This is a genomic window from Enteractinococcus fodinae (assembly GCF_031458395.1).
Taxonomy (GTDB): Bacteria; Actinomycetota; Actinomycetes; order Actinomycetales; family Micrococcaceae; genus Yaniella; species Yaniella fodinae.
This window is the reverse complement of sequence record NZ_JAVDYJ010000001.1, coordinates 2,785,206-2,803,814: the sequence shown is the minus strand read 5'-3', so window position 1 is coordinate 2,803,814 and position 18,609 is coordinate 2,785,206. Positions and strand designations below refer to the sequence as shown.

At 56.2% G+C, this 18,609-nt stretch carries 17 protein-coding genes; 4 read left to right on the top strand and 13 right to left on the bottom strand.

Annotation, left to right across the window (positions count from 1 at the left end; genetic code table 11):
• The first annotated feature begins 169 nt into the window (after positions 1-169).
• Together J2S62_RS13105 and J2S62_RS13100 are read left to right on the top strand one after the other, a co-directional pair.
• On the top strand, positions 170-1,438 hold the full coding sequence (locus J2S62_RS13105) for a TRAP transporter substrate-binding protein (RefSeq protein ID WP_310175480.1): 1,269 nt from the start codon (positions 170-172) through the stop codon (positions 1,436-1,438).
• Between the two features lie 50 nt (positions 1,439-1,488).
• A complete protein-coding gene (locus J2S62_RS13100; protein ID WP_310175478.1) occupies positions 1,489-2,019 on the top strand; it encodes an HAD domain-containing protein in 531 nt (176 codons plus the stop codon).
• A 109-nt stretch (positions 2,020-2,128) separates the two neighbouring features.
• Here J2S62_RS13100 and J2S62_RS13095 read toward each other — a convergent pair whose 3' ends face one another.
• The 7 genes from J2S62_RS13095 to J2S62_RS13065 all read right to left on the bottom strand — a co-directional run bounded on the left by J2S62_RS13095 (position 2,129) and on the right by J2S62_RS13065 (position 9,772).
• Positions 2,129-3,529 (bottom strand): NAD-dependent succinate-semialdehyde dehydrogenase, encoded by a 1,401-nt coding sequence (locus J2S62_RS13095; RefSeq protein ID WP_310175476.1) that lies wholly within the window; start codon positions 3,527-3,529, stop codon positions 2,129-2,131.
• 75 nt (positions 3,530-3,604) lie between these two features.
• Positions 3,605-4,666: an alcohol dehydrogenase gene (locus J2S62_RS13090; RefSeq protein WP_310175474.1), complete on the bottom strand. Its 1,062-nt coding sequence runs from the start codon at positions 4,664-4,666 to the stop codon at positions 3,605-3,607.
• Between the two features lie 154 nt (positions 4,667-4,820).
• On the bottom strand, positions 4,821-5,606 hold the full coding sequence (locus J2S62_RS13085) for an SDR family NAD(P)-dependent oxidoreductase (protein ID WP_310175472.1): 786 nt from the start codon (positions 5,604-5,606) through the stop codon (positions 4,821-4,823).
• A 67-nt stretch (positions 5,607-5,673) separates the two neighbouring features.
• Positions 5,674-6,525 carry an SDR family oxidoreductase gene (locus J2S62_RS13080; RefSeq protein ID WP_310175470.1) on the bottom strand — a complete coding sequence of 284 codons (852 nt, stop codon included), beginning with the start codon at positions 6,523-6,525 and terminating at the stop codon, positions 5,674-5,676.
• Between the two features lie 40 nt (positions 6,526-6,565).
• Entirely contained in the window at positions 6,566-8,020 is a 1,455-nt protein-coding gene (locus J2S62_RS13075; RefSeq protein ID WP_310175468.1) for an MFS transporter, read from the bottom strand.
• Positions 8,021-8,348: 328 nt separating this feature from the next.
• Positions 8,349-9,167, bottom strand: a complete 819-nt coding sequence (locus tag J2S62_RS13070; RefSeq protein WP_310175464.1) for a crotonase/enoyl-CoA hydratase family protein — start codon at positions 9,165-9,167, stop codon at positions 8,349-8,351.
• Between the two features lie 188 nt (positions 9,168-9,355).
• A complete protein-coding gene (locus tag J2S62_RS13065) occupies positions 9,356-9,772 on the bottom strand; it encodes an acyl-CoA thioesterase (RefSeq protein WP_310175462.1) in 417 nt (138 codons plus the stop codon).
• Between the two features lie 259 nt (positions 9,773-10,031).
• On the opposite strand from J2S62_RS13065, the gene dctP reads away from it, so the two are divergent.
• On the top strand, positions 10,032-11,312 hold the full coding sequence (gene dctP, locus J2S62_RS13060) for a TRAP transporter substrate-binding protein DctP (RefSeq protein ID WP_310175460.1): 1,281 nt from the start codon (positions 10,032-10,034) through the stop codon (positions 11,310-11,312).
• Positions 11,313-11,447: 135 nt separating this feature from the next.
• On the opposite strand, the gene J2S62_RS13055 is transcribed toward dctP, so the two are convergent.
• The 5 genes from J2S62_RS13055 to J2S62_RS13035 form a co-directional block, all read right to left on the bottom strand.
• Positions 11,448-12,245 carry a crotonase/enoyl-CoA hydratase family protein gene (locus J2S62_RS13055; RefSeq protein ID WP_310175459.1) on the bottom strand — a complete coding sequence of 266 codons (798 nt, stop codon included), beginning with the start codon at positions 12,243-12,245 and terminating at the stop codon, positions 11,448-11,450.
• 102 nt (positions 12,246-12,347) lie between these two features.
• Positions 12,348-13,076, bottom strand: a complete 729-nt coding sequence (locus tag J2S62_RS13050) for a nitroreductase (protein WP_310175457.1) — start codon at positions 13,074-13,076, stop codon at positions 12,348-12,350.
• A gap of 4 nt (positions 13,077-13,080) precedes the next feature.
• Positions 13,081-13,848, bottom strand: coding sequence for an enoyl-CoA hydratase/isomerase family protein (locus J2S62_RS13045; RefSeq protein ID WP_310175455.1), 768 nt, complete (start codon positions 13,846-13,848; stop codon positions 13,081-13,083).
• A gap of 31 nt (positions 13,849-13,879) precedes the next feature.
• Entirely contained in the window at positions 13,880-14,911 is a 1,032-nt protein-coding gene (locus tag J2S62_RS13040) for an acyl-CoA dehydrogenase family protein (protein WP_310175453.1), read from the bottom strand.
• Complete coding sequence (locus J2S62_RS13035; RefSeq protein ID WP_310175451.1) at positions 14,908-16,038, bottom strand: acyl-CoA dehydrogenase family protein; 1,131 nt, start codon at positions 16,036-16,038, stop codon at positions 14,908-14,910. Before J2S62_RS13035 ends, J2S62_RS13040 begins: the two co-directional genes overlap by 4 nt.
• A 158-nt stretch (positions 16,039-16,196) precedes the next feature.
• Between J2S62_RS13035 and J2S62_RS13030 the strand changes: the two genes are divergently transcribed.
• Positions 16,197-16,946, top strand: coding sequence for a GntR family transcriptional regulator (locus J2S62_RS13030; protein ID WP_310175449.1), 750 nt, complete (start codon positions 16,197-16,199; stop codon positions 16,944-16,946).
• Positions 16,947-17,129: 183 nt separating this feature from the next.
• Here J2S62_RS13030 and J2S62_RS13025 read toward each other — a convergent pair whose 3' ends face one another.
• Positions 17,130-18,467, bottom strand: a complete 1,338-nt coding sequence (locus J2S62_RS13025) for a TRAP transporter large permease (RefSeq protein WP_310175884.1) — start codon at positions 18,465-18,467, stop codon at positions 17,130-17,132.
• Between the last annotated feature and the right edge of the window lie 142 nt (positions 18,468-18,609).

The following is an 18,609-nucleotide window of genomic DNA, read 5'->3' as shown; positions in this document are numbered from 1 at the left end:
GTCCTTATGCTTCGGGGCGAGATTGTGGCTGTGCGTCACGGCGTGTCACGAAGTGTGATTTGCAACACTCATATTACCGTGGCTTAACAGCTCTCAAGCAAGAAGTCGGGAACGCTATTCCAGTAAAGGCTCAGCTACACCAAATCCGGGGAGTATAGGACCGAGAAATATGACATACACGCGTAAATTGACACCATTAGCACTCATCGCCAGTTCAGCTCTGATTTTGAGTGCTTGCGCTGGTGACGAGGGAGGCACGGAAGGCGGTTCCGAGGAGGGTTTCGAGTACGGAACCTCCCAGGAAGAACTGAATTCTGTATTAGCAGACTTAGAACCATTAGAAATTACGTATCAGGCGGGTGCGCAGTCTCAGAATTCCATTTCGGCCGCCAACGATCTTGCCTTCAAAGAGTATGTTGAAGAGCGCTCTAACGGACAGATCTCTGTGGATATTGTCTGGGGGCAGGCCATTGCTGGCTACCCCGAACTGGATGACGCGCTCGTCGACGGACGCGTCGATATTGCGTATGCAGTACCGATTTATAAACCAAATGAATACCCAACCTTCGATGCCATCGGAGCTGCGACTTCTGGTTTGCCTAACTCACCCGTCGTAGGAGAAATGGTCGGCGATGCAGCTGTTATCGAGCTGGCTTCGAGCTCGGATGAATTACGTGCTGAATATGAAGCGCAAGGGGTAACGCCACTGATACCGATGATCAGTACAGGGACATATCTTTCGGTCTGTGCTGAACCTGGCACAGCTCCAGAGGATTGGACTGGCCGGACAGTACGCGTCGGTAATTCCGCTCATGAACAGCAGGCACGAAGCTTGGGCGGCACACCTACATCGATGGCGTATACCGAAGTCTTCGAGGCTCTTCAACGCGGTACCGTCGACTGTACGTTGGCTCAATTTAGACCTTCTGAAGAAGCTGGATTACTTGAGGTCGCCCCCTATGTGGCCTATACATCGGAAGAGAACAGTCTGCCTGGTCGAGCGGCAGGCGCCGTATTGGCAGGGGCTAAATATCAACAGTTACCCCTGGCATACCAGCAAATTATCTATGATGCTAACGAAGTGCGATTTGTGACCAATAACGAGGTCGCGGCTACTTCAAATGCAGCCGGTGTAGAGCAGCTTAAGGGCGCCGGTGGGGAAATAGGGCCACTCGACGACAACGCTGATCAGATCCTTGGCGAAACCAATGAAGAACTTCAGGCTGGAGTTGAAGAGTCTGGTCACGTGCCGTCCGGCATAGCGGACCGCGTCGCTGCGTCAGGCGAGCGGTGGAGTGAGGTAGCGGAAGAGCTCGGGTACACAGAAGCTGGCGGATTTGAAGATCTAGATGAGTGGTATGAGCCGGATGATTATGACTTCGCACCGATGGCCGAACGGGTATTTGAAGAGGTGCTGTTAGAGCATAGGCCTGAGTAAGCGCGGCCTCTCGACTCCGGATAAAACCCTTTGCCCTTAGAAAGGACCCGATGACCACACAGCTTTATCTCGATATCGACGGGGTTCTCGTCATGGAACCGACCCCTCCATATCCTCCGGACTTTCGTGCACTTGATGTGCGGGTGGCTGACGGCCGGTTCGTACCCGTTGCCTACTCTGAAACTATCGTCACAGCTCTGGCCGAGGTGATCGCTGAGCATTCAGTAAACATCACCGTCGCGTCATCTTGGCAATCCGATGCGCCATATCTATTCCGCGAAATTGGGTTACCCGAGGTTGAGTGGCTCGATTTGTCCGGCCCAGCCGAAGTTTCAATGTTTGAGCGAAAGCACACCGCCGTACGCGCTCACGCACTACAGCACCGTCCACAACGGATCCTGTGGATCGACGATCATCTACCGAAAACTCAGGTTGAATGTGATCCGTTGGCGACATCGCTCGAGTGTGCTGACACCTTTCTTTTGAGCCCTTCCCTACGCGAGTGCCTAACAGCTGAGCATCTGGAAAGCATCGTTGATTTCGTGGCCCTCAGTCGAGCTGAGACGCCAGCGGGGCGTTGAACCAGCATTTGGACGTGCACCAAGCTCGGTTACGGGCTGAGAAAAACGGGGCAAGGGTGGATCGCTGAGGTTAAGCGATCCACCCTTGCCCCGTATCTGCTTGCTGTGGTTAGTTGGTTTTCTTGTAGACCAGGCGCTTGTTGACGAATTCGTCCATAGCCAGCGGTCCGAGCTCACGGCCGACTCCGGAGCGTTTCACGCCGCCGAATGGCAGGAATTCGCGGGACTGCTCTGGGGTGTTGATGAAGACCATGCCGGCATCGACTTGCTGGGCGACCTTTTCGGCTTTTTCCTGGTCAGAAGAGAACACTGCTGAACCCAGGCCGAAGGGCGTGTCATTGGCCAGTTCGATGGCTTCTTCTTCCGAAGAAACTTTGAAGACCATGAACGCTGGTCCGAAGAGTTCTTCGTGGTAACCGCGCATGCCAGGTTTCACATCAGTCAGAACGACCGGTTTGACGAAGGCACCGGGAAGGTCATATTCATCCTGTCCGGTGTGGATGGTCGCACCATCAGCGACAGCGGCTTGGACCTGTTCCATAAAACGTTCCTTGGCTGCCACGCTCGATAGCGGTGAGAGCTTCGAGTCCTCGGCCAAAGGATCCTCCGGAGTGAATTCTTTGGCGGCAGCGGTGAGCTGCTCGACGAATTCGTCGTAGACGTCGTCCATGACAATCATGCGTTTTGGTGAGTTACAGGCCTGACCGGTGTTGCCCATGCGTGCGCCAAAGAACGTTTTAACTGTGGCGGCAAGATCCGGGGTGTCCAGCAGGATATAGGGATCCGATCCGCCCAGTTCCAGCACAACTTTCTTCAAGTTGCGGCCAGCTTCCGCCGCCACTGCCGAACCAGCACGCTCTGAACCCGTCAGAGAGACGCCTTGGTTCCGTGGATCCGGGAGGATGACATCAGCGACCTGCTCATTGGTGGCGTAGATATTGATGTAAGCATCCGCTGGAAGTCCAGCTTCTTGGAAAATCTCTTCCATGACGGCCGCTGACTTCGGGCACTGTGGTGCGTGCTTCAACAGGATGGTGTTGCCCAGGGCCAGGTTGGGCGCCGCGAACCGGGCAACCTGATAGTACGGGAAGTTCCACGGCATGATGCCCAATAGCGATCCCACCGGGCGACGCTCAATGAATGCCTCGGCATTCTTGGGCCCCTTGAGTGGTTCGTCTTCCATGAACGCTTCAGCGTTGTCAGCGAAGTACCGGTAGATCAGGCTCACTAGCTGGAGCTCGCCTTGACCCTCAGGAATGGCTTTACCCATTTCTGTCTGGATGATCTTGGCTAATTCTTCCGATCGCTCTTCATAGATCTCCGCAACCTTTCGCAGCACCGCGGTGCGTTCTTGGATCGGAGTCTCGCGCCATGATTTGAAGGCTTGATCTGAGCGTTCCAGAGCGTCCAGAATCTGGTCATCTGTTGCTGTAGGGAATTCCTCGACGGTCTGGCCTGTAGCGGGATCCACAACTTTGTATTGAGTAGTTACTTGGGACTGAGTAGTCATAGAAGTTCTAGCTCTCCTTTGAAGTAAACGATGTGCTTAGAAATGGAAGATTGGGGCATAAGAAAATGCCGTATCTTAGGCGGTCAGTACTGTGCGGCCACGAGACTTCCCCGCAGCCAAGTCTTGCAGGGCGGCATTGAGGTTGTCAGCATCCAGTGGTCGCTCGGCGATCGGCAGTACCGGTAGGTCTTTTGTTTTCGCCAGTTCCACCAGAGCTTTGAGTTCCGGCAAGCTGCCCACGAAGTTGCCTTCAATCGTGAACACTTGCAGCGCCAACATGGCGGTCGGGTAGGTGTGTTCGCCCCCGAACAAGCCAACGCTGACGAGCTTTCCGCCCTTCTGCAAAGCGCCTAGGGCCAAGCTTGATGTGCCACCGTTATTGACAAAATCGATCACCGCCGCGACCTTCTTACCGGTCGCTGCGAGGAACCCTTCTAGGGGGTTCGAAGCCTTGGAATTGAATGTGATCGTTGCACCAAGACCTTTGGCGCTTTCGAGGTTTTCATCGCTGACATCCACCACCGCAATTTGCTTGTGGCCCAATGCTTTGAGCATGGCAACAGCCATCAGCCCCACACCGCCCGCGCCGATCACTGCGACAATGTCGTCATCGCCACGTGGGAGCACCTTGTTGACGGCCGAATAGGAGGTCACGCCAGAGCAGGCCAGTGTCGCGCCCCACGCTGGGTCAAGATCACCCAGCTCGATCAGGTATTTTTCATCCGGGACGAGCACTTCACGAGCAAAGCCACCGTGAATGTCCATGGTGCCGAGGTTCCGCCCGCGTGGACAATAATTTTCGCGGTCTTCTTGGCACGCCTGGCATTCGCCACACCCGATCCAAGGAAAGACGATGTATTGTGTGTCGCCGGGTTGCAGTGAGGCTTCCGGTCCCGCAGCGGCTATGGTGCCGACAATTTCGTGGCCAAACACTGCCGGATATTTACCGCCCATGGCGGCAAAGGTCAGCTCGCCTGCAGAGCCCAGGTCGAAAGCCCCTTCTTGCAAGTGAACATCCGAGTGGCAGACGCCAGAGTGCGTTACCTGAATAAGGATTTGCTTGCCCGTAAGTTCAGGGGTAGGAAGTTCTATTTCCTCAGCGGGCGCTCCTGGCGCACAAACCGCAAATACCTGCATATGATTCCTCCTCAACGTCACGCCATGTGACGTCAGTAACTGAAATGTGAGTCCTAGATCACTCTAACAGCATGCAGGCATAACCGTCAGCCCTGACTCTCATCATTTGAGTTGCAGCTTGAGCTGAGCTTTGTGAGATGACTTATCGCTTGAACTAAATCACGGGGGAGAGCCCGCCGTCGACGTTTAGGGCAGTGCCGGTGAGGTAGCTGGCGCGGGGTGACAGGAGAAATGCGGCGACGTCACCGAATTCTTCTGGCGTGCCTGCTCGTCCCAGAGGGATGCCCAGTTGCTGGGCACGGTTGTCCTCATATTCTTGGACCGCTTGTGCATCATCCGTGCCAGCAGCGCGCACCCACTGGTCACTGTGGATAAAACCGATCAGGGCTGCATTGACTCGGATCCCATCATCCGCCAGATCCCGAGCTAGCGCGTTCGTTGCGCTCAGCCCAGCTGATCGAAACATGGAGCTGGGCATCGAATTTTTGTATTGGTATTTTGCAAAGACGCTCAAGACGTTGAGTACTGCAGGGGCGCTACTGGCGCGCAGCAGCGGTAGCATTTCCCGCACGCCGCGCAGAATGGCCATGACCTTCAGGTCAAAGTCGTCGTACCACTGGGTGTCCGTGGTCTCCTCGAACTTGCCCGAGGTGTGCTCGCCGGCGTTATTGACCAGGCCGTCCAGCACACCATCCCAGCGTGATGAGAGCTCCTCGCGTAGCTGGCCGAAGGCTCCTGGGTCGGTGACATCAGCTCGGAAGCCGACGACATCCTGCCCATCGCTCCTGAGGGAATCCAGCGCCTGTTCTATGCGCTCCTCAGATCGCCCACAAATAGCCACATCAGCGCCCTCTGCCACCAACGATCGTGCCGCGGCTAATCCCAAGCCAGAAGAGCCACCCGTGATCAGAAATTTGCGCTTACTCAGTCCCAAATCCATGTTTTCCCACTCCTCAGACAGAGCCCTACAAGCCAAAATGGCAGAGCTGCACTCAGTTCAATCGATGTCACTGCTCCGTGCGGAACAGTTCCCTCTCGACCGCTTCCGAGACGTGTGCTGAGCTCGTCAGTCCGATCCCGCCGTCAACGATGTATTGCGAACCGGTCACGTAGGCACCCAGCGGACCGGAGAGTACAGCGGCCATCGCACCGATTTCTTCCTTGTCCCCGTAACGGCCCAGCGGAACCGCCCTCTTCCACGCCTCGTCACCGGACTGAGCGGCCAGTCGTGCCATGCCCTCGGTGCCAGAGATCGGTCCGGGGACCAACGAGTTTGATCGGATGCCGTACGGACCCCATTCAACAGCGAGGTCCTTCATGAGCATTTCAATGCCCGCCTTGGCAGCACCGACATGGGCTTGATATTTATTTGCTTTGTATGCCTGGCCTGCTGAGATGAACAGGACCGAGCCGCGGGTGCGCTGCAGGTACGGGAAAGCAAAGCGAGCAGTGTGATACGCGCCCATGAGATCGATGTCGACCACGGTGCGGAAGGCGTTGGGGCTCATCTCCTCGGCTCGGGCAAAGAAGTTGCCAGCGGCACCAGCCACCGCAATGCTGATGTCGCCCAGCTGTTCGGCAGCGTGATCGATCGATGCTTGCAGCGCCTCGGGGTCACGGACATCTGCAGCTTTGTAAGCAACCCGCGCGCCTAGCGCCTCCAGCTCTGTTGCGGCAGCGGCAAGGCGCTCTTCGGTGCGCCCACAAATAGCAACCGCGGCCCCGCATCGCGCGAACGCTTTGGCGATGCCCAGGTTAATGCCGGAACCGCCACCGGTGATAAATGCGACGTGTCCCTTGAGTAACTCTGGTGAGAGGTAGCCGATAGGGTCGTGAACTGTCTCTTGCGCTTCGGTCATGAAACGCTCTCCTTCTTTTGGTATGTGTGATCAAAGTGCGTCATTGTGTAGCGTCCTTTTCGGTCCCGTACGCCCCAAGTCTGGCGGCGAGAAACCCGAAAATCACGGTGAGTAGTAGGGTGCCCAGAGCAGTCCACCCATAAGCAATCTGCATGGGCAGCATCTGACCCAGCCCAGCGAAAACGCTCGAGAGTACGGCCACGCCCAGCCCGATGCCGGTCTGCTGGCCCGTTGCCACCAATCCACCGGTGAGCCCGGCGACTTCGTCGGGGACGGCAGCCATGATGACGGAGATCAACGGTCCCATCATGAGGCCCTGGCCACCGCCGATGAACACTGCCGTGATTTGAAACCACACGATAAACGTCGTGACGTCCGTATTCAACAATGAGACGAGGCCGAGTCCGGCCAGCCCGACTCCTTGGACAACAGAGGCGATGATGAGTATTTTTCGTCCCCCGTTGGCTGTGCCACCGAGTCGGGCAACAAGCCGAGGGGCTAGGGCTGATGTGAGGATAAATGCCAGTGCCAAAATAACCATGGACAGCCCGGATTCTAACGGCGAGAAACCGAACCCGACCTGGCTGAGGATAGCGAAGTTGTACATGAACCCACCGATCATCATGAACAACAGGCAGGCCAGTGCTATCCCGATGCGCACTCCAGGTTCCCGAATGACATAGACCGGAAGAATGGACGGTCGCAGTGAACGCTCTCTGCTCCGAGAATGTGGCACCAATAAGACGAAAAAGAGCAGCGAGCCGGCGAGAAGTACTGCGGTGGTCACCAGGGGTTCAACGGGGGAGAGAGGTTCCAGCAGGTTGATGCTTGCCGCATTGGTCAGCCCAGCAATCATCAATAGCAAGGCGATAGCGAGGATGACTGAGCCCCGGATGTCTAACCCCAGTGGTGCCGGAGAGCGCGATTCGGTGAGGTAGCGGGAGCCCACCCAGGCGAAAATAGCTGCAAGGGTGACACTGGCGAATGCCGCGCGCCACCCATAGGTTTCGCCGAATGCACTGTTGACGATCCCGCCCATCACTTGTCCACCGACTGTCCCACTGCCGGCGAAAACTGCGTAGAGTCCGACCGCTCGCAGTCGAGTCGAGCCGGTGAGGATAGCTTGGATGCTGGACAGGATTTGGGGTGTAGTAATCGCTGCAGCAATACCCTGGAGCAGCCGGGCCGCTACGAGGAGTCCCAGGTTCGGTGCGCAAGCGACCAGTAAGGACGTCACGGCCAATCCTGCTGTGCCGAATCGAAACATCCGGCGTCTACCCCAGCGGTCGCCTAAGCGTCCAAAGATGATAAGACCAGCGGCGAAGGTGGCCGAATAGGATCCAACCACCAGAGAGGTCTGGGTGTCTGGGATTCCCAGAGCCTGCTGAATTCCAGGCGCTGAAATGCTTGCCACAGCGATCGTGTAGGTGGCTAAGAATGTGACGACGTAGAGGGGCCAGACTCTGGGTTTGTCAGTAGCTGGCTGTTTACTCACCGCAGGGTCGAGTGGTTTGCTAGCAGACTGAGTTCGGGAAGAGGGCCGTGATGTCACTGTCAGCGGTCATTTCGTCCGGTGTGCTCACGGTGACGGGGTTCCAGGAGTCCCTCGTCAAAGAGGAGCTGTAGCTGCTCAAGCCCGGACACGTTTAACAAATCCCTAGGCATGCCCTCTCCTCTGTGTGGTGATATACGTCATAACTCTCAACAGTCTAAGCTGACTGGTCTGTTTTCGGAAGGTCCAGCCAGGTCTTTATATGAACTAAGAGCCTTCGTGTGTCACTGTGATGTACACACGAAGGCTCTTAGTCCCGTAGTGAGGGAAGTTAGACGCGTTCTTTCTTGCGTGCCTGTAACTGCGCCATCCGTTTATCGACGGCCTCAACCTGCTCCGGGCCGCCCATGAGTTCGGCTATTGCGTCTTGTTCTGCGTCGAAGCCCTTGTCGAGCGAATCGGTTGCAGCCATGTCGATGAGTTTTTTCGCCCAAACCAGTGCACTTCGAGATTTATCGGCGATTTCCCTGCCAAGCTCGAGTGCACGATCGACGGCGTTCTCCGTGACTTCGTCTGCCATGCCGATCTCACCACAGCGAGTCCCGCTGATGACCTCGCCGGTAAAGGTTAGGTACTTCGCTTGGGAGGGCCCAACCAGCTGTGGCAACAGTTGTGTGCCACCCATATCCGGTGCCAGCCCCCAGTTAATCTCCATCATCGAGACCTTCGTATCTGGTGCCATCACGCGAATGTCGGCGCCGAGTGCAATCTGGAGTCCGCCACCGAAAGCGACACCTTGTACGCCAGCGATGACAGGAATCTCAAGAAGGGACCATACATGCACGGCCTTCTGGCCGAGAGCGCGAGCGGATCCGAGGCGCTCGCCCAGAGCCACGGCGGGGTTTCGCTCTCCCGACTTCATTTCATCGAACGCACTCAGATCGAGTCCGGCACAGAAGGCGCGCCCGGCGCCCGTGATGACGACACAAGCGACGTCCGGGTCAGTCATGAGCCGCTGCCCCATCTCTACAAGGTCGGCAAAGACGTCCCTAGTGAGTGAATTCAGCTTCTCCGGCCGATTGAGCTGAACATGGGCTAGGCGGTCCTCAATCGTCAGGGTCACATTGCCGTTCGTCGCAGTTTCCGTCATAACGCTCCTCTTTGACAAGTTGTGCCCCTTCGACGAAGGACAACCTGCATCTACCGATCTGTGCGAGTGTGCTCTAGGGCACAAAGGTTCCTCGATCTATGATGCAGGGTACGTATCGCTTTGGCAATACTCCCTCGAGTCGCCGGTGAAGCTTGACCGGCCTAGATGCCATCACTGCGTAGCCGGAGCTAGTTCTCCATGAGGCTTTCGAAGTAGTTGCGAAGCGCGTCGTCAAAGGGCTGAGATTTGCGTGATGCGGTATTGATTTGCACGCAGATTGACTCGCCGGTGGAGCAGAGGTTTCCGTTGCTGAATATTGCCTGCTCGAGTACGAGCGAGCTATTGCCGACCCGTTTGATTCGCGTTCCTATCTCGACGGTCCCCGGCCAGTGCGTCTCCGCAAGATACTGGATCGTGATTTGGGCGATGACAAATTCGCAGTCGTCGTTGTCTGCAGCCTTGTGAGCCTCTTCGAATGTTTGGGTCCGGCCGGTTTCGTAGAAAGTCGAGTATACGGCGTTATTGATGTGACCTTGTTTGTCTGTATCCGAGAAGCGGAGCTTGTCGTGAGTGCGTAGGGGGTAGTCCATAATTGTTTCGCTCATGAGCTTATTGTTACATAGACCACTTCCGACGTGCGGGTTCAACATACTGCCGATATAAGGCATCAGGGGGTGTCGGGACTACAGCTGGACGATATGAGATACGGGTCGCAGTTATTGCTCAGGTGTGTATAGGTGTGTTGCCGGATGGTCCAGTACCCTGTATTGTGTCGTACGTCACACTACAGTTGGATGTTTAGAACACATTCAAACTGGCGCACCGCCTGCTTATTTGGTGCGTCGCAACTTGAGGAGAACATTGATGGATGGAACCAGAACAAGGAAATTTGTAAAGCTGTCTGCTGGGGCTGCGGCATTAGCGCTGGTGCTAGCAGGCTGCGGCGGCAATGCCGAAGGTGAAGACAATGGGGCTGCTGCGGAGGACACTGGCTTCGAATACGATGCTCCACAGGAAGAAGTCAACGCCATTGTAGAAGACTTAGAGCCTGTCACGATCACGTTCCAGCCTTCCGCAGCATCCCAGAACTCGGTGATGGCGCCGGCCGGGACGGTGTTCAAAGACATCGTTGAGGAGCGGTCGAACGGCAAGATTACCGTAGATATCGTCTGGGGTCAGGCGATAGCCGGCTACGACGAAGTGCACGATGCACTGGCCGACGGTCGGCTAGATGTGGCTTATACTCTGCCGGTCTATCAGCCGGATGAATTCCCAGCGCTTAATGATCTAGGCACTGCAATGGCAGGACTTTCGTCTTCGCCGTTTGTAGGGGAACTGGTGAATAACGCGGTGGGTAATGAACTCGGCTGGCAAAATGAAAGCTTGCTCCAGTCTTATGAGGAAAAAGGGCTCACGCCATTGACCGCGTTAGCAGCTTCTGGTGGGTATTACACGGTGTGTTCAGATCCGGTCGAAGACGTGGATGATTGGAACGGAACACAAGTCCGCATCGCTTCGACCGCACAATCTGCCCAAGTGAGCGAGCTTGGGGGGACCCCGGTATCGATGGAGTATGCCGAGACATTTGAAGCCCTGCAGCGCGGTACGGTGGATTGCACCTTAGGTCAGCTCGTGCCGTCGGCCGAAGGTGGTATTTTCGAAGTCGCTCCGCATCTGGGGTACACCACAGACCACAGCTTCTCTCGAGCACCGGGTGCTTATCTCGCGGGCTCAAGTTTCCAAGATCTGCCATTGGCCTATCAACAGATCATCTTCGACAGTAACCGATTCGCTTCGGCTGGTGGCATGCAGGCCGTGATTGGCGGCAACGCCGAGGCAGTTGCTCAGGCGAAAGAAGCCGGTGGTGAGGTCACTGCATTTACTGACGAGGTACAACAACAGATCGGTTCCTATGCCGAAGAGCTGACCGAAGAAGCGGTCCAGAACGGTCAGATTGATGAAGATATCGTCTCCCTGATCGCCGAATATGAAGAGCAGTGGACCACAAAGATTGAAGAGCTCGGTTACACCGATGAGGGTACGACTGCGGACTTCGACGAATGGTATGACGAAGACACCGACTACATGGACTACGCTATCGCTACATACGAAGACAGCGAAGCCATGAACTTCCGCCCTGAGTGATCCCCACTAAGTCTTTCAAAGCCTACGGGGATGCACTGTCATTCCAGAAAAGTAGCCGAGCGGGCAACGATACCCGCTCGGCTACTTTGTTGCCGTGAATAGGCGACGAGAACTACATCGTTATCAGGCTGGGACTTAGCTTCCTGTCCACTGAGGTGCTCGCTTCTCGGCGAAGGCGGATGCGCCTTCTTTAGCGTCCTTCGAAGTGAAGATTGGGTCGAGAATCTCAGACTGCTTGGCGAATTTTTCGCTTTCATCCCATTCGCTCGACTCTACGATGACGCGTTTCGAGGCGCGGACCGCTAGTGGTCCATTTGCTGCAATCTTCTCTGCCAACTTCAGAGCCGCCTCGACTGCTTCACCCTCGGGTACCAGTTGGTTGACGAAACCGTGCGCGTGTCCGAATTCGGCACTGTAGATATCTCCGGTCAGTGCCATTTCCATTGCAATGGCACGGTGGGTACGCGAAGGCAAAGTTAGCAGACCGCCGGCAGCAGCTGCCAGGCCGCGTTTGACCTCGGGGATGCCAAATTTTGCGGTTTCTGCTGCGACAACGAGGTCACAAGCCAGCATAGTTTCGAAACCACCCGCGAGTGCATACCCCTCGACGGCCGCGATGATTGGTTTCGTTGGTGGCTGCTCGGTGATAGCCAAAAAGCCGCGGCCTTCCACGGAGGGCCGTTCGCCTCGCACAAAGCCTTTGAGGTCCATTCCTGAACAGAACGTCTGAGCTGCACCCGTCAGTACGGCCACGAACAGTTCATCGTTGGCTTCAAAATCATCGAGGATTTTGGCCATGTCCTTGGCCATCGCCTCGGTGGCAGCGTTTTTGGCTGCCGGGCGATTCATCGTAATGATGAGGACGTTGCCGCGGATCTCGGTTAGCACTTCACTGTCAACGGAGGTCTCTTGAACATTTGCGGTTGTAGACATAGGACTATGCTCCTTATGGATTAGTTATTTCGATAGTGCGCGATGCAACGCTCGCACGGTCTTCAATAGGGTGAACTTGATGGGTAGAGTTTCTGGACGGGCTTAGTCGTGGAGACGCTCGACCTGGGTGACAACTTCCGATAACGGTGCACGCTCGGTGCGGTAGGAATTCCCCGGCGCCGCATGATCGGGATGACCCAGGGCCATACCCGCGACCACGTCGACCTGGTCATCGAGCCCAAGGTACCGATGGATGAGATCAGCGTGCATGCCGATCGATCCGAGCGCACACGCTCCCAACCCGAACTCCCAGGCAGCATATTGCAAGGATGCAATATATGAACCGGTGTCGACCCAGCCGTACGGTCCGACCTCACGGTTCGAGGTGATGACCAACCCCACGGGGGCGCCGAAGAAGTCGTAGTTATCCAGCGCTGCCTCGAATCGAGCTACGTGATCGTCGCGATCAATACTCAAAGAGGCGTACCGGCCATAGCCGGTGACTCGACGACGCTGGAGTTCCAGGTCGTTGAAGCGCTTGGGCAAGGCAAGATCTGGCCCGGTGATTTTCTCCGGGGTGCGTTTCGTGACTTCGGTCCTGAGCCGATTGCCGACTTCCGTAAGGACCTCACCGGTCAGAACATGCACCTGCCACGTCTGGGTATTCGACCAGGACGGCGTCCGCTGGGCCACTTCCAGCACAGCGGTCAGTTGCTCTTCGGTGACAGGTTCGTCGGTGAAATGGCGAACGCTGTAGCGCGCGTGCATCAGATCCGAAAACGGCGTGCTGAGGACACCGGTGGCTGATTGCTCAGGCTGAGATGAGGTCATGGTGTTAGCCCCCGATGAATTGTGGGGTGCGGCGTTCTTGCGCCGCAGCGATGCCTTCGTCGGAGTCCTGGGTCTCCCAGAGGCGTGCTTGCTCGGCGCGTTCCCGTTCTAGGACTTCGCGTACTCGTTCTGGCAGGTCACCTCGAAGAGTCTTCTTGATAGATTGCACGGCCAGCGGGGCCTGCTCAGCGATACGCTGCGCAAAAACGACTGCTTCATTGCGAAGGTCCTCTTCGTCTACCAGTCTGTCGAGCAGCCCAATTTCGTATGCTTCTTCGCCTTTGAGCCGTGGCGAGGCATAGAAAACTTCCAGGGCCTTTTGGTGACCAAGAATCTGAGGCAAGCTGACGCTTAAACCGAAGCCCGGGTGGAAACCGAGCGAGGAGAAATTGGCGTGGAGTCGCGAGGAGGGTGTACCGATTCGGAAGTCGGCGGCACAGGCTACACCGAGCCCGCCACCGACCGCGGCTCCCTGGATCGCCGCAATGATTGGCACCCGGACGCCAAACAGCCGGATCGCTTCCTCGTAAATTTTGTCGGTGACAGCTACCCGGTTATCCCCGATACCATCGCCACTGAAGTCCGCTCCGGCGCAGAAGTGCTTGCCGGTTGAACACAGCACGATGGCCCGGCTTCCGTGGTTATCAATGAGCTCATCTGCTGCGTTGCAGATGGCGTGCATCATCTCGTAGTCAAAATAGTTCACGGGAGGTCGGCTAAATTCGATGATACCGACGTGCCCTTGTTGATCGATTCTTACCGGTTCGGTCACGGTATATCCCTTCATTGAAAATTCGCAGGTGTTAGGCGCGAGAAATGAGCCCCATAATATTTCCGTTGTCCATAGCGCTCTTGGCCATCAGTTGTTTCAGCTCGGTATCGGAGGCTCCATGGGAACGCCATAGCCACAACCGACGCGTCAAATGCTGGAGCCCATACTCGCGAGTCATGCCCATGGCCCCGTGGGCCTGATGCGCGGCGCTCGCAGCGAGATCGACGTGGTAACGAACAGCAATTGCTGCGGCGATTGCCTCGTCGTCGGCGTCAACGGTCTCCTCGCTCAGCGCCGCGCGCTGTATGGAAAGAGCACTCATGGACGCGGCTTGGGCCAGTGTGACCAGATGTTGCTGTACGGATTGGAACGCCGCAAGTGGCCGACCGAATTGGTGCCGCTCAGTAATGTACTGTTGCGTCATTTCGAAGGCCCCATCCATGGCACCTGCCATCAGCGCGGAATAGACCAAGAGCGACCGACGCTTGAATTGACCTTGTGTCAGCGGGGCTGCGAAGCGGCTCGCTCCTGAAACATCGATGCCGACGTGTGCTTTTGGCTGGCCAGCAATGTCACGGCCCTCTTGAAGTTCGACATCGTTGCGAGCGACAATGGCAATTTCGGTCTGGTCATTCGCAGTCTTCACCACGACGAACGATTCGGCAGCGGGTGCCCAGGAGACATCTCGCCAAGTGCCTGAGATCCGGTTGTCGGAGAAGCCATGATTGGCCTCTTCATTAACCACTAGACACACGGCTGGCCCCTCAGGAAGATCAGCTTCGGCCACTCCCGCGACCCAGCGAGCCAAGAAATTCTCAGCCCACGGCAGCGGTGCGGCATAACGCCCTATCGCCATAGCGACCTCTAGTGCTTCCAGGAAGGACCCGCCGGCGCCGCCGAAGTCTTCGTCCAGCCCAAGGGTGTTGAGCTCAAGCGCTTCAGCTTCCTGCCACACGTCCTGGGGCCATGCCCCCTCATCTGCGTTGCTCCGCACGCCAGGGGTGATGGTCTTGTTGAAAAATTGTTCAATGAGATCTTGCAGATCCTGATCGACAACAGTCACTTCCGGGTCAGTCCTTTCGAGATTACGTTGCGCAGGATTTCATTTGTGCCACCGCGAATGGACCACGATGGAGCCACCAGGCAGGCTTGCGCAAGGAGACGTTCATAGGGGTCTTCAGCGTCGTGCTGCGGTGGACGTCCTAGCCACTGCGATACGGTCCGGACGCATTCTTGCTCAAAGCGAGTAGCCATCTCTTTGACTAACGCGGCTTCGTGGACGGGGGAGTAGCCCTGGTCCACGAGTCGAGCAATAGATAACGACATTCCCCGGAATGCCCAGCAACGCGCCACGATGGAGCCCAACTGATCCTCTGCTACCGGTCCGGCTTCCTTAATTTGGTTGGCTACCCAGTGCTCCAGGATGGGCATCGGGGTGATCCAGCGATCCACTCCGCCACGTTCGAGCGCAAGTTCGCTGGTGTTTTGGCCCCAGCCCGCACCGACTTCGCCTAAGCGCTGCTCGTCAGGGATGAAAGCGTCTTCGAATACAACTTCACAAAAATCGGACGTGCCGTCGATGAAAGGAATTGGATTGACTGTTACGCCCGGAGTGTCACGGTCAACGATGAACTGTGTCAGACCTCCGTGGCGCTCATCTGAAGTGCGGAATAGCGACAGGATTTGGGTGGCCTTATGTGCCCCGCTGGTCCAAATCTTTGTGCCGTTGACCTTCCATCCGCCGTCGACCGCTTCGGCTCGGGTACGTACTGAGGCTAGATCAGAACCGGAATCAGCTTCGCTCATACCAATGGAGAACGACAGCTCACCGCGTGCAATCCCCGGCAGGTATTTCTGTTTTTGCTCTTCCGTGCCGTTTGCGGCGATGTTCGGACCGGACTGGCGGTCGGCGATCCAGTGATACCCGACGGGCGCTCCGCGACGGAGGAGCTCTTCCACGACCACGAGTCGTTCGACAGCGCTTCTGCTGTGACCGCCGTATTCGGTCGGCAACGCCATTCCGAGCCAACCTTGAGCGCCGAGATCTTTCGAAAACTCCGGGTCCACTCCCGCGGCCATGCCGAGGCCTAGTGCGTAGGACCCCTCTGGTAGGCGTTCATCGAGGTAAGTCCGCACCTCGAGTTGAAGGGAGCGTTCCGCATCCGTCAACGTGGTGGGTGGTAAGCGCATAGTTCCTCCGAATACAGCATCTAATGAAACGTCACGTCGTGAAGGTGGGAGTCGGCAGTTCTTGAAACCGTCGAGTCGTTCATTCTGGACCGTCATTTTCGTGCGTCAAATCTTGGTCGACGGTGCGACCTATCTCACAATACTAAATGTATACAATAATGTACACAGACAAGGGCAAGCTTTTGACGCAGGAATGGTTCGCGTTACATGACCAAGCGCTGGTTCGCGTTGCGACGACCCCAAGGCAAGGGAGAATTAGAGTGAACGATGTGAGTGGGACGAAGAAGACGAGTGTTGAAAGCACCCTTCACCAGATCCGACAAATGATTGTCGATGGTGAGCTACTTCCTGGCGAGAAAGTGCACCAGGCGGAGTTAGCGGTGAAGCTCAACCTGTCGCGGATACCGGTGCGCGAGGCCTTATCCTCGCTTCACGCAGAAGGTGTCCTCGTGTACAAACCTAACGTGGGGTTCACGGTGGCGCGCTTCAAAAGTTCGGATCTGGTCGAAATCTATCTCATGCGTCGCCTATTGGAGACGGCCCTGATTCGTTCCATCGATCTCTCAGCGGTCGACACCGATGAGCTTTCCGCCTTGAATCAGCAACTCGCAATGGTCTCCGCAGACGACACGCATGGAGAGTTTCAAGAGAGAAATCAAAGATTTCATTTCCGCTTTTTTGAATATTCGGATTTGGCGTTAGTCCGAAAGGAAGTAGAGCGGTTATGGTACATGTCCACGTTTTATCGCTCGCTCTACATTCAAGAGCGTGGCTCGCTGTCCCAAATTATTGCTGATCATGAGCGCATCATTCAGGCGATTCGAGACCAGGATGTCGAGGCCGTGATTCAGGCCAGTGACGACCATCGAGGAGCAACTGAAGTAACGACCCTTCGTCGCTTTGGTTAATACTGCACTCGCGTGCTGCGACGCCCGTCGGGTAAACGTCCCTAGTGGGCGCCACCCTTTATCAAAGCTTTGGGGGTCGTTGCCAGTGCTCTTTCGCACTGACGACGACCCCCAAAGTCATGGATTACTCACCATAACCGTTGCTGCGTAGGTGTTGGTCAAACCTAGTGGTTTGACTCGTGTTTACTCAGGTGGTGCACCACCGCTCATAGACTCCATGAGATTCGGTAAGACTTCTGTCATTTCTGGGAAGAAGATCATAATCATGAGGAACACTACCGAGACCGGGAGGAACCAGACGAGCGATGTAAAGACGTCGCCAAGGCTGATCTTTTGTCCCTGGTTGACCTCAGGATCCTGCGCGATGCCATGAACGATGAAGGACAAAATACCAACCGGTGGGGTGATCATTCCGAGTTCGCCGAGAAGAATCACAAAGACACCGAACCATAGTGGGTTGACGTCCATCGCTTCGAGGGTAGGCAGGAGAATCGGAATCGTCAGCAGCATCATCGACAGGGTGTCGAAGAACATGCCCAAGATGATATAGACCACGATGAGGATCATCAGGAACGCGATTCTGCCTAGACCCATCCCGACGATGAAGTCGGTGACGATTTGGGCAAGGCCAGTGATCGCCAGCAGTCGCGTGAGCATTTCGGCGCCGATCATAATGAAGAAGATCGCTGCCGTGGAAGCAACTGCCGCGAAGGCCGCTTGAGAGACCTGCTTCAATGGCTGATTCTTGCGAGTGTAGAAAATACACAGGGCAAGTGCTGTTAGGGCAGCCGCTGCACCTGCTTCAGTAGGTGTAAAGACGCCCGAGAACAGCCCACCGAACAAGACGATCATGATGACGGGGAAGCCCCAAACCTGACCCAGGGAGTGGAAGCGTTCGCCCCATGTCACTTTCGGGCCCTTTTTGGCGTCCTTCGTACGTCCGACAAGCTTGGGGAAGATCAGCGCCAGAATCAGAATAAAGATTGCGTAGGTGATAGCAATGAGGATGCCCGGTACTGCGCCTGCCACAAGCTGTGGTCCCACTGGAACACTAGCGATTCCTGCATAAACAACCAGAAGGATCGAGGGCGGAATCAGCGCGCCGGGCAGCCCAGCGATAATCACTGTACCCACTGCCATACGCCTGTCGTAGCCCATGCGCAACATTTCCGGAAGACCAGCTCGCGCCAGTGTGTAAGTCATACCAATGGTTGAGCCTGAAACAGATGCCAGACCAGCACCAGCAGCGGTGGTCCCCACACCAATACCACCGGGCAGCCAGGAGAACCAACGATCTGTGGCTGTGTAGATCCTCGTCGTCATGCCGGACTGGGTAAGAAGCATGCCCATGAAAATAAAGGCTGGGATGACGCTGAAGCTCCAGCTTGCCACCGTGTTGTACGGGGCTGTGGAGAGGATATTCATCGAGGCCGGAGCGCCGCTAATGGCGAAGACACCGACGATACTGGGAATAGACAACGCAAGCGCGACGGGCACTGCTAGGAATATCAAGACGAGCATGAGGAATACGCACCACATGCCTGCCATTGCGTTGGACGTACTAGTGAACAAGCCCACCAGACACACAGCAATCAAACCAAAACCGATGATCAGGGCTTTTGCTGTGGGTTTCCTGCTTCTTGTGTCAGCCGGCAAAATGGCC

Excerpts from the sequence above, each read along its gene's own strand:
- J2S62_RS13105 (WP_310175480.1), top strand. The coding sequence starts at position 170 with ATGACATACACGCGTAAATTGACACCATTAGCACTCATCGCCAGTTCA.
- J2S62_RS13100 (WP_310175478.1), top strand. The coding sequence starts at position 1,489 with ATGACCACACAGCTTTATCTCGATATCGACGGGGTTCTCGTCATGGAA.
- J2S62_RS13095 (WP_310175476.1), bottom strand. The coding sequence starts at position 3,529 with ATGACTACTCAGTCCCAAGTAACTACTCAATACAAAGTTGTGGATCCC.
- J2S62_RS13090 (WP_310175474.1), bottom strand. The coding sequence starts at position 4,666 with ATGCAGGTATTTGCGGTTTGTGCGCCAGGAGCGCCCGCTGAGGAAATA.
- J2S62_RS13085 (WP_310175472.1), bottom strand. The coding sequence starts at position 5,606 with ATGGATTTGGGACTGAGTAAGCGCAAATTTCTGATCACGGGTGGCTCT.
- J2S62_RS13080 (WP_310175470.1), bottom strand. The coding sequence starts at position 6,525 with ATGACCGAAGCGCAAGAGACAGTTCACGACCCTATCGGCTACCTCTCA.
- J2S62_RS13070 (WP_310175464.1), bottom strand. The coding sequence starts at position 9,167 with ATGACGGAAACTGCGACGAACGGCAATGTGACCCTGACGATTGAGGAC.
- J2S62_RS13065 (WP_310175462.1), bottom strand. The coding sequence starts at position 9,772 with ATGAGCGAAACAATTATGGACTACCCCCTACGCACTCACGACAAGCTC.
- dctP (WP_310175460.1), top strand. The coding sequence starts at position 10,032 with ATGGATGGAACCAGAACAAGGAAATTTGTAAAGCTGTCTGCTGGGGCT.
- J2S62_RS13055 (WP_310175459.1), bottom strand. The coding sequence starts at position 12,245 with ATGTCTACAACCGCAAATGTTCAAGAGACCTCCGTTGACAGTGAAGTG.
- J2S62_RS13050 (WP_310175457.1), bottom strand. The coding sequence starts at position 13,076 with ATGACCTCATCTCAGCCTGAGCAATCAGCCACCGGTGTCCTCAGCACG.
- J2S62_RS13035 (WP_310175451.1), bottom strand. The coding sequence starts at position 16,038 with ATGCGCTTACCACCCACCACGTTGACGGATGCGGAACGCTCCCTTCAA.
- J2S62_RS13030 (WP_310175449.1), top strand. The coding sequence starts at position 16,197 with ATGTACACAGACAAGGGCAAGCTTTTGACGCAGGAATGGTTCGCGTTA.
- J2S62_RS13025 (WP_310175884.1), bottom strand. The coding sequence starts at position 18,467 with ATGCTCGTCTTGATATTCCTAGCAGTGCCCGTCGCGCTTGCGTTGTCT.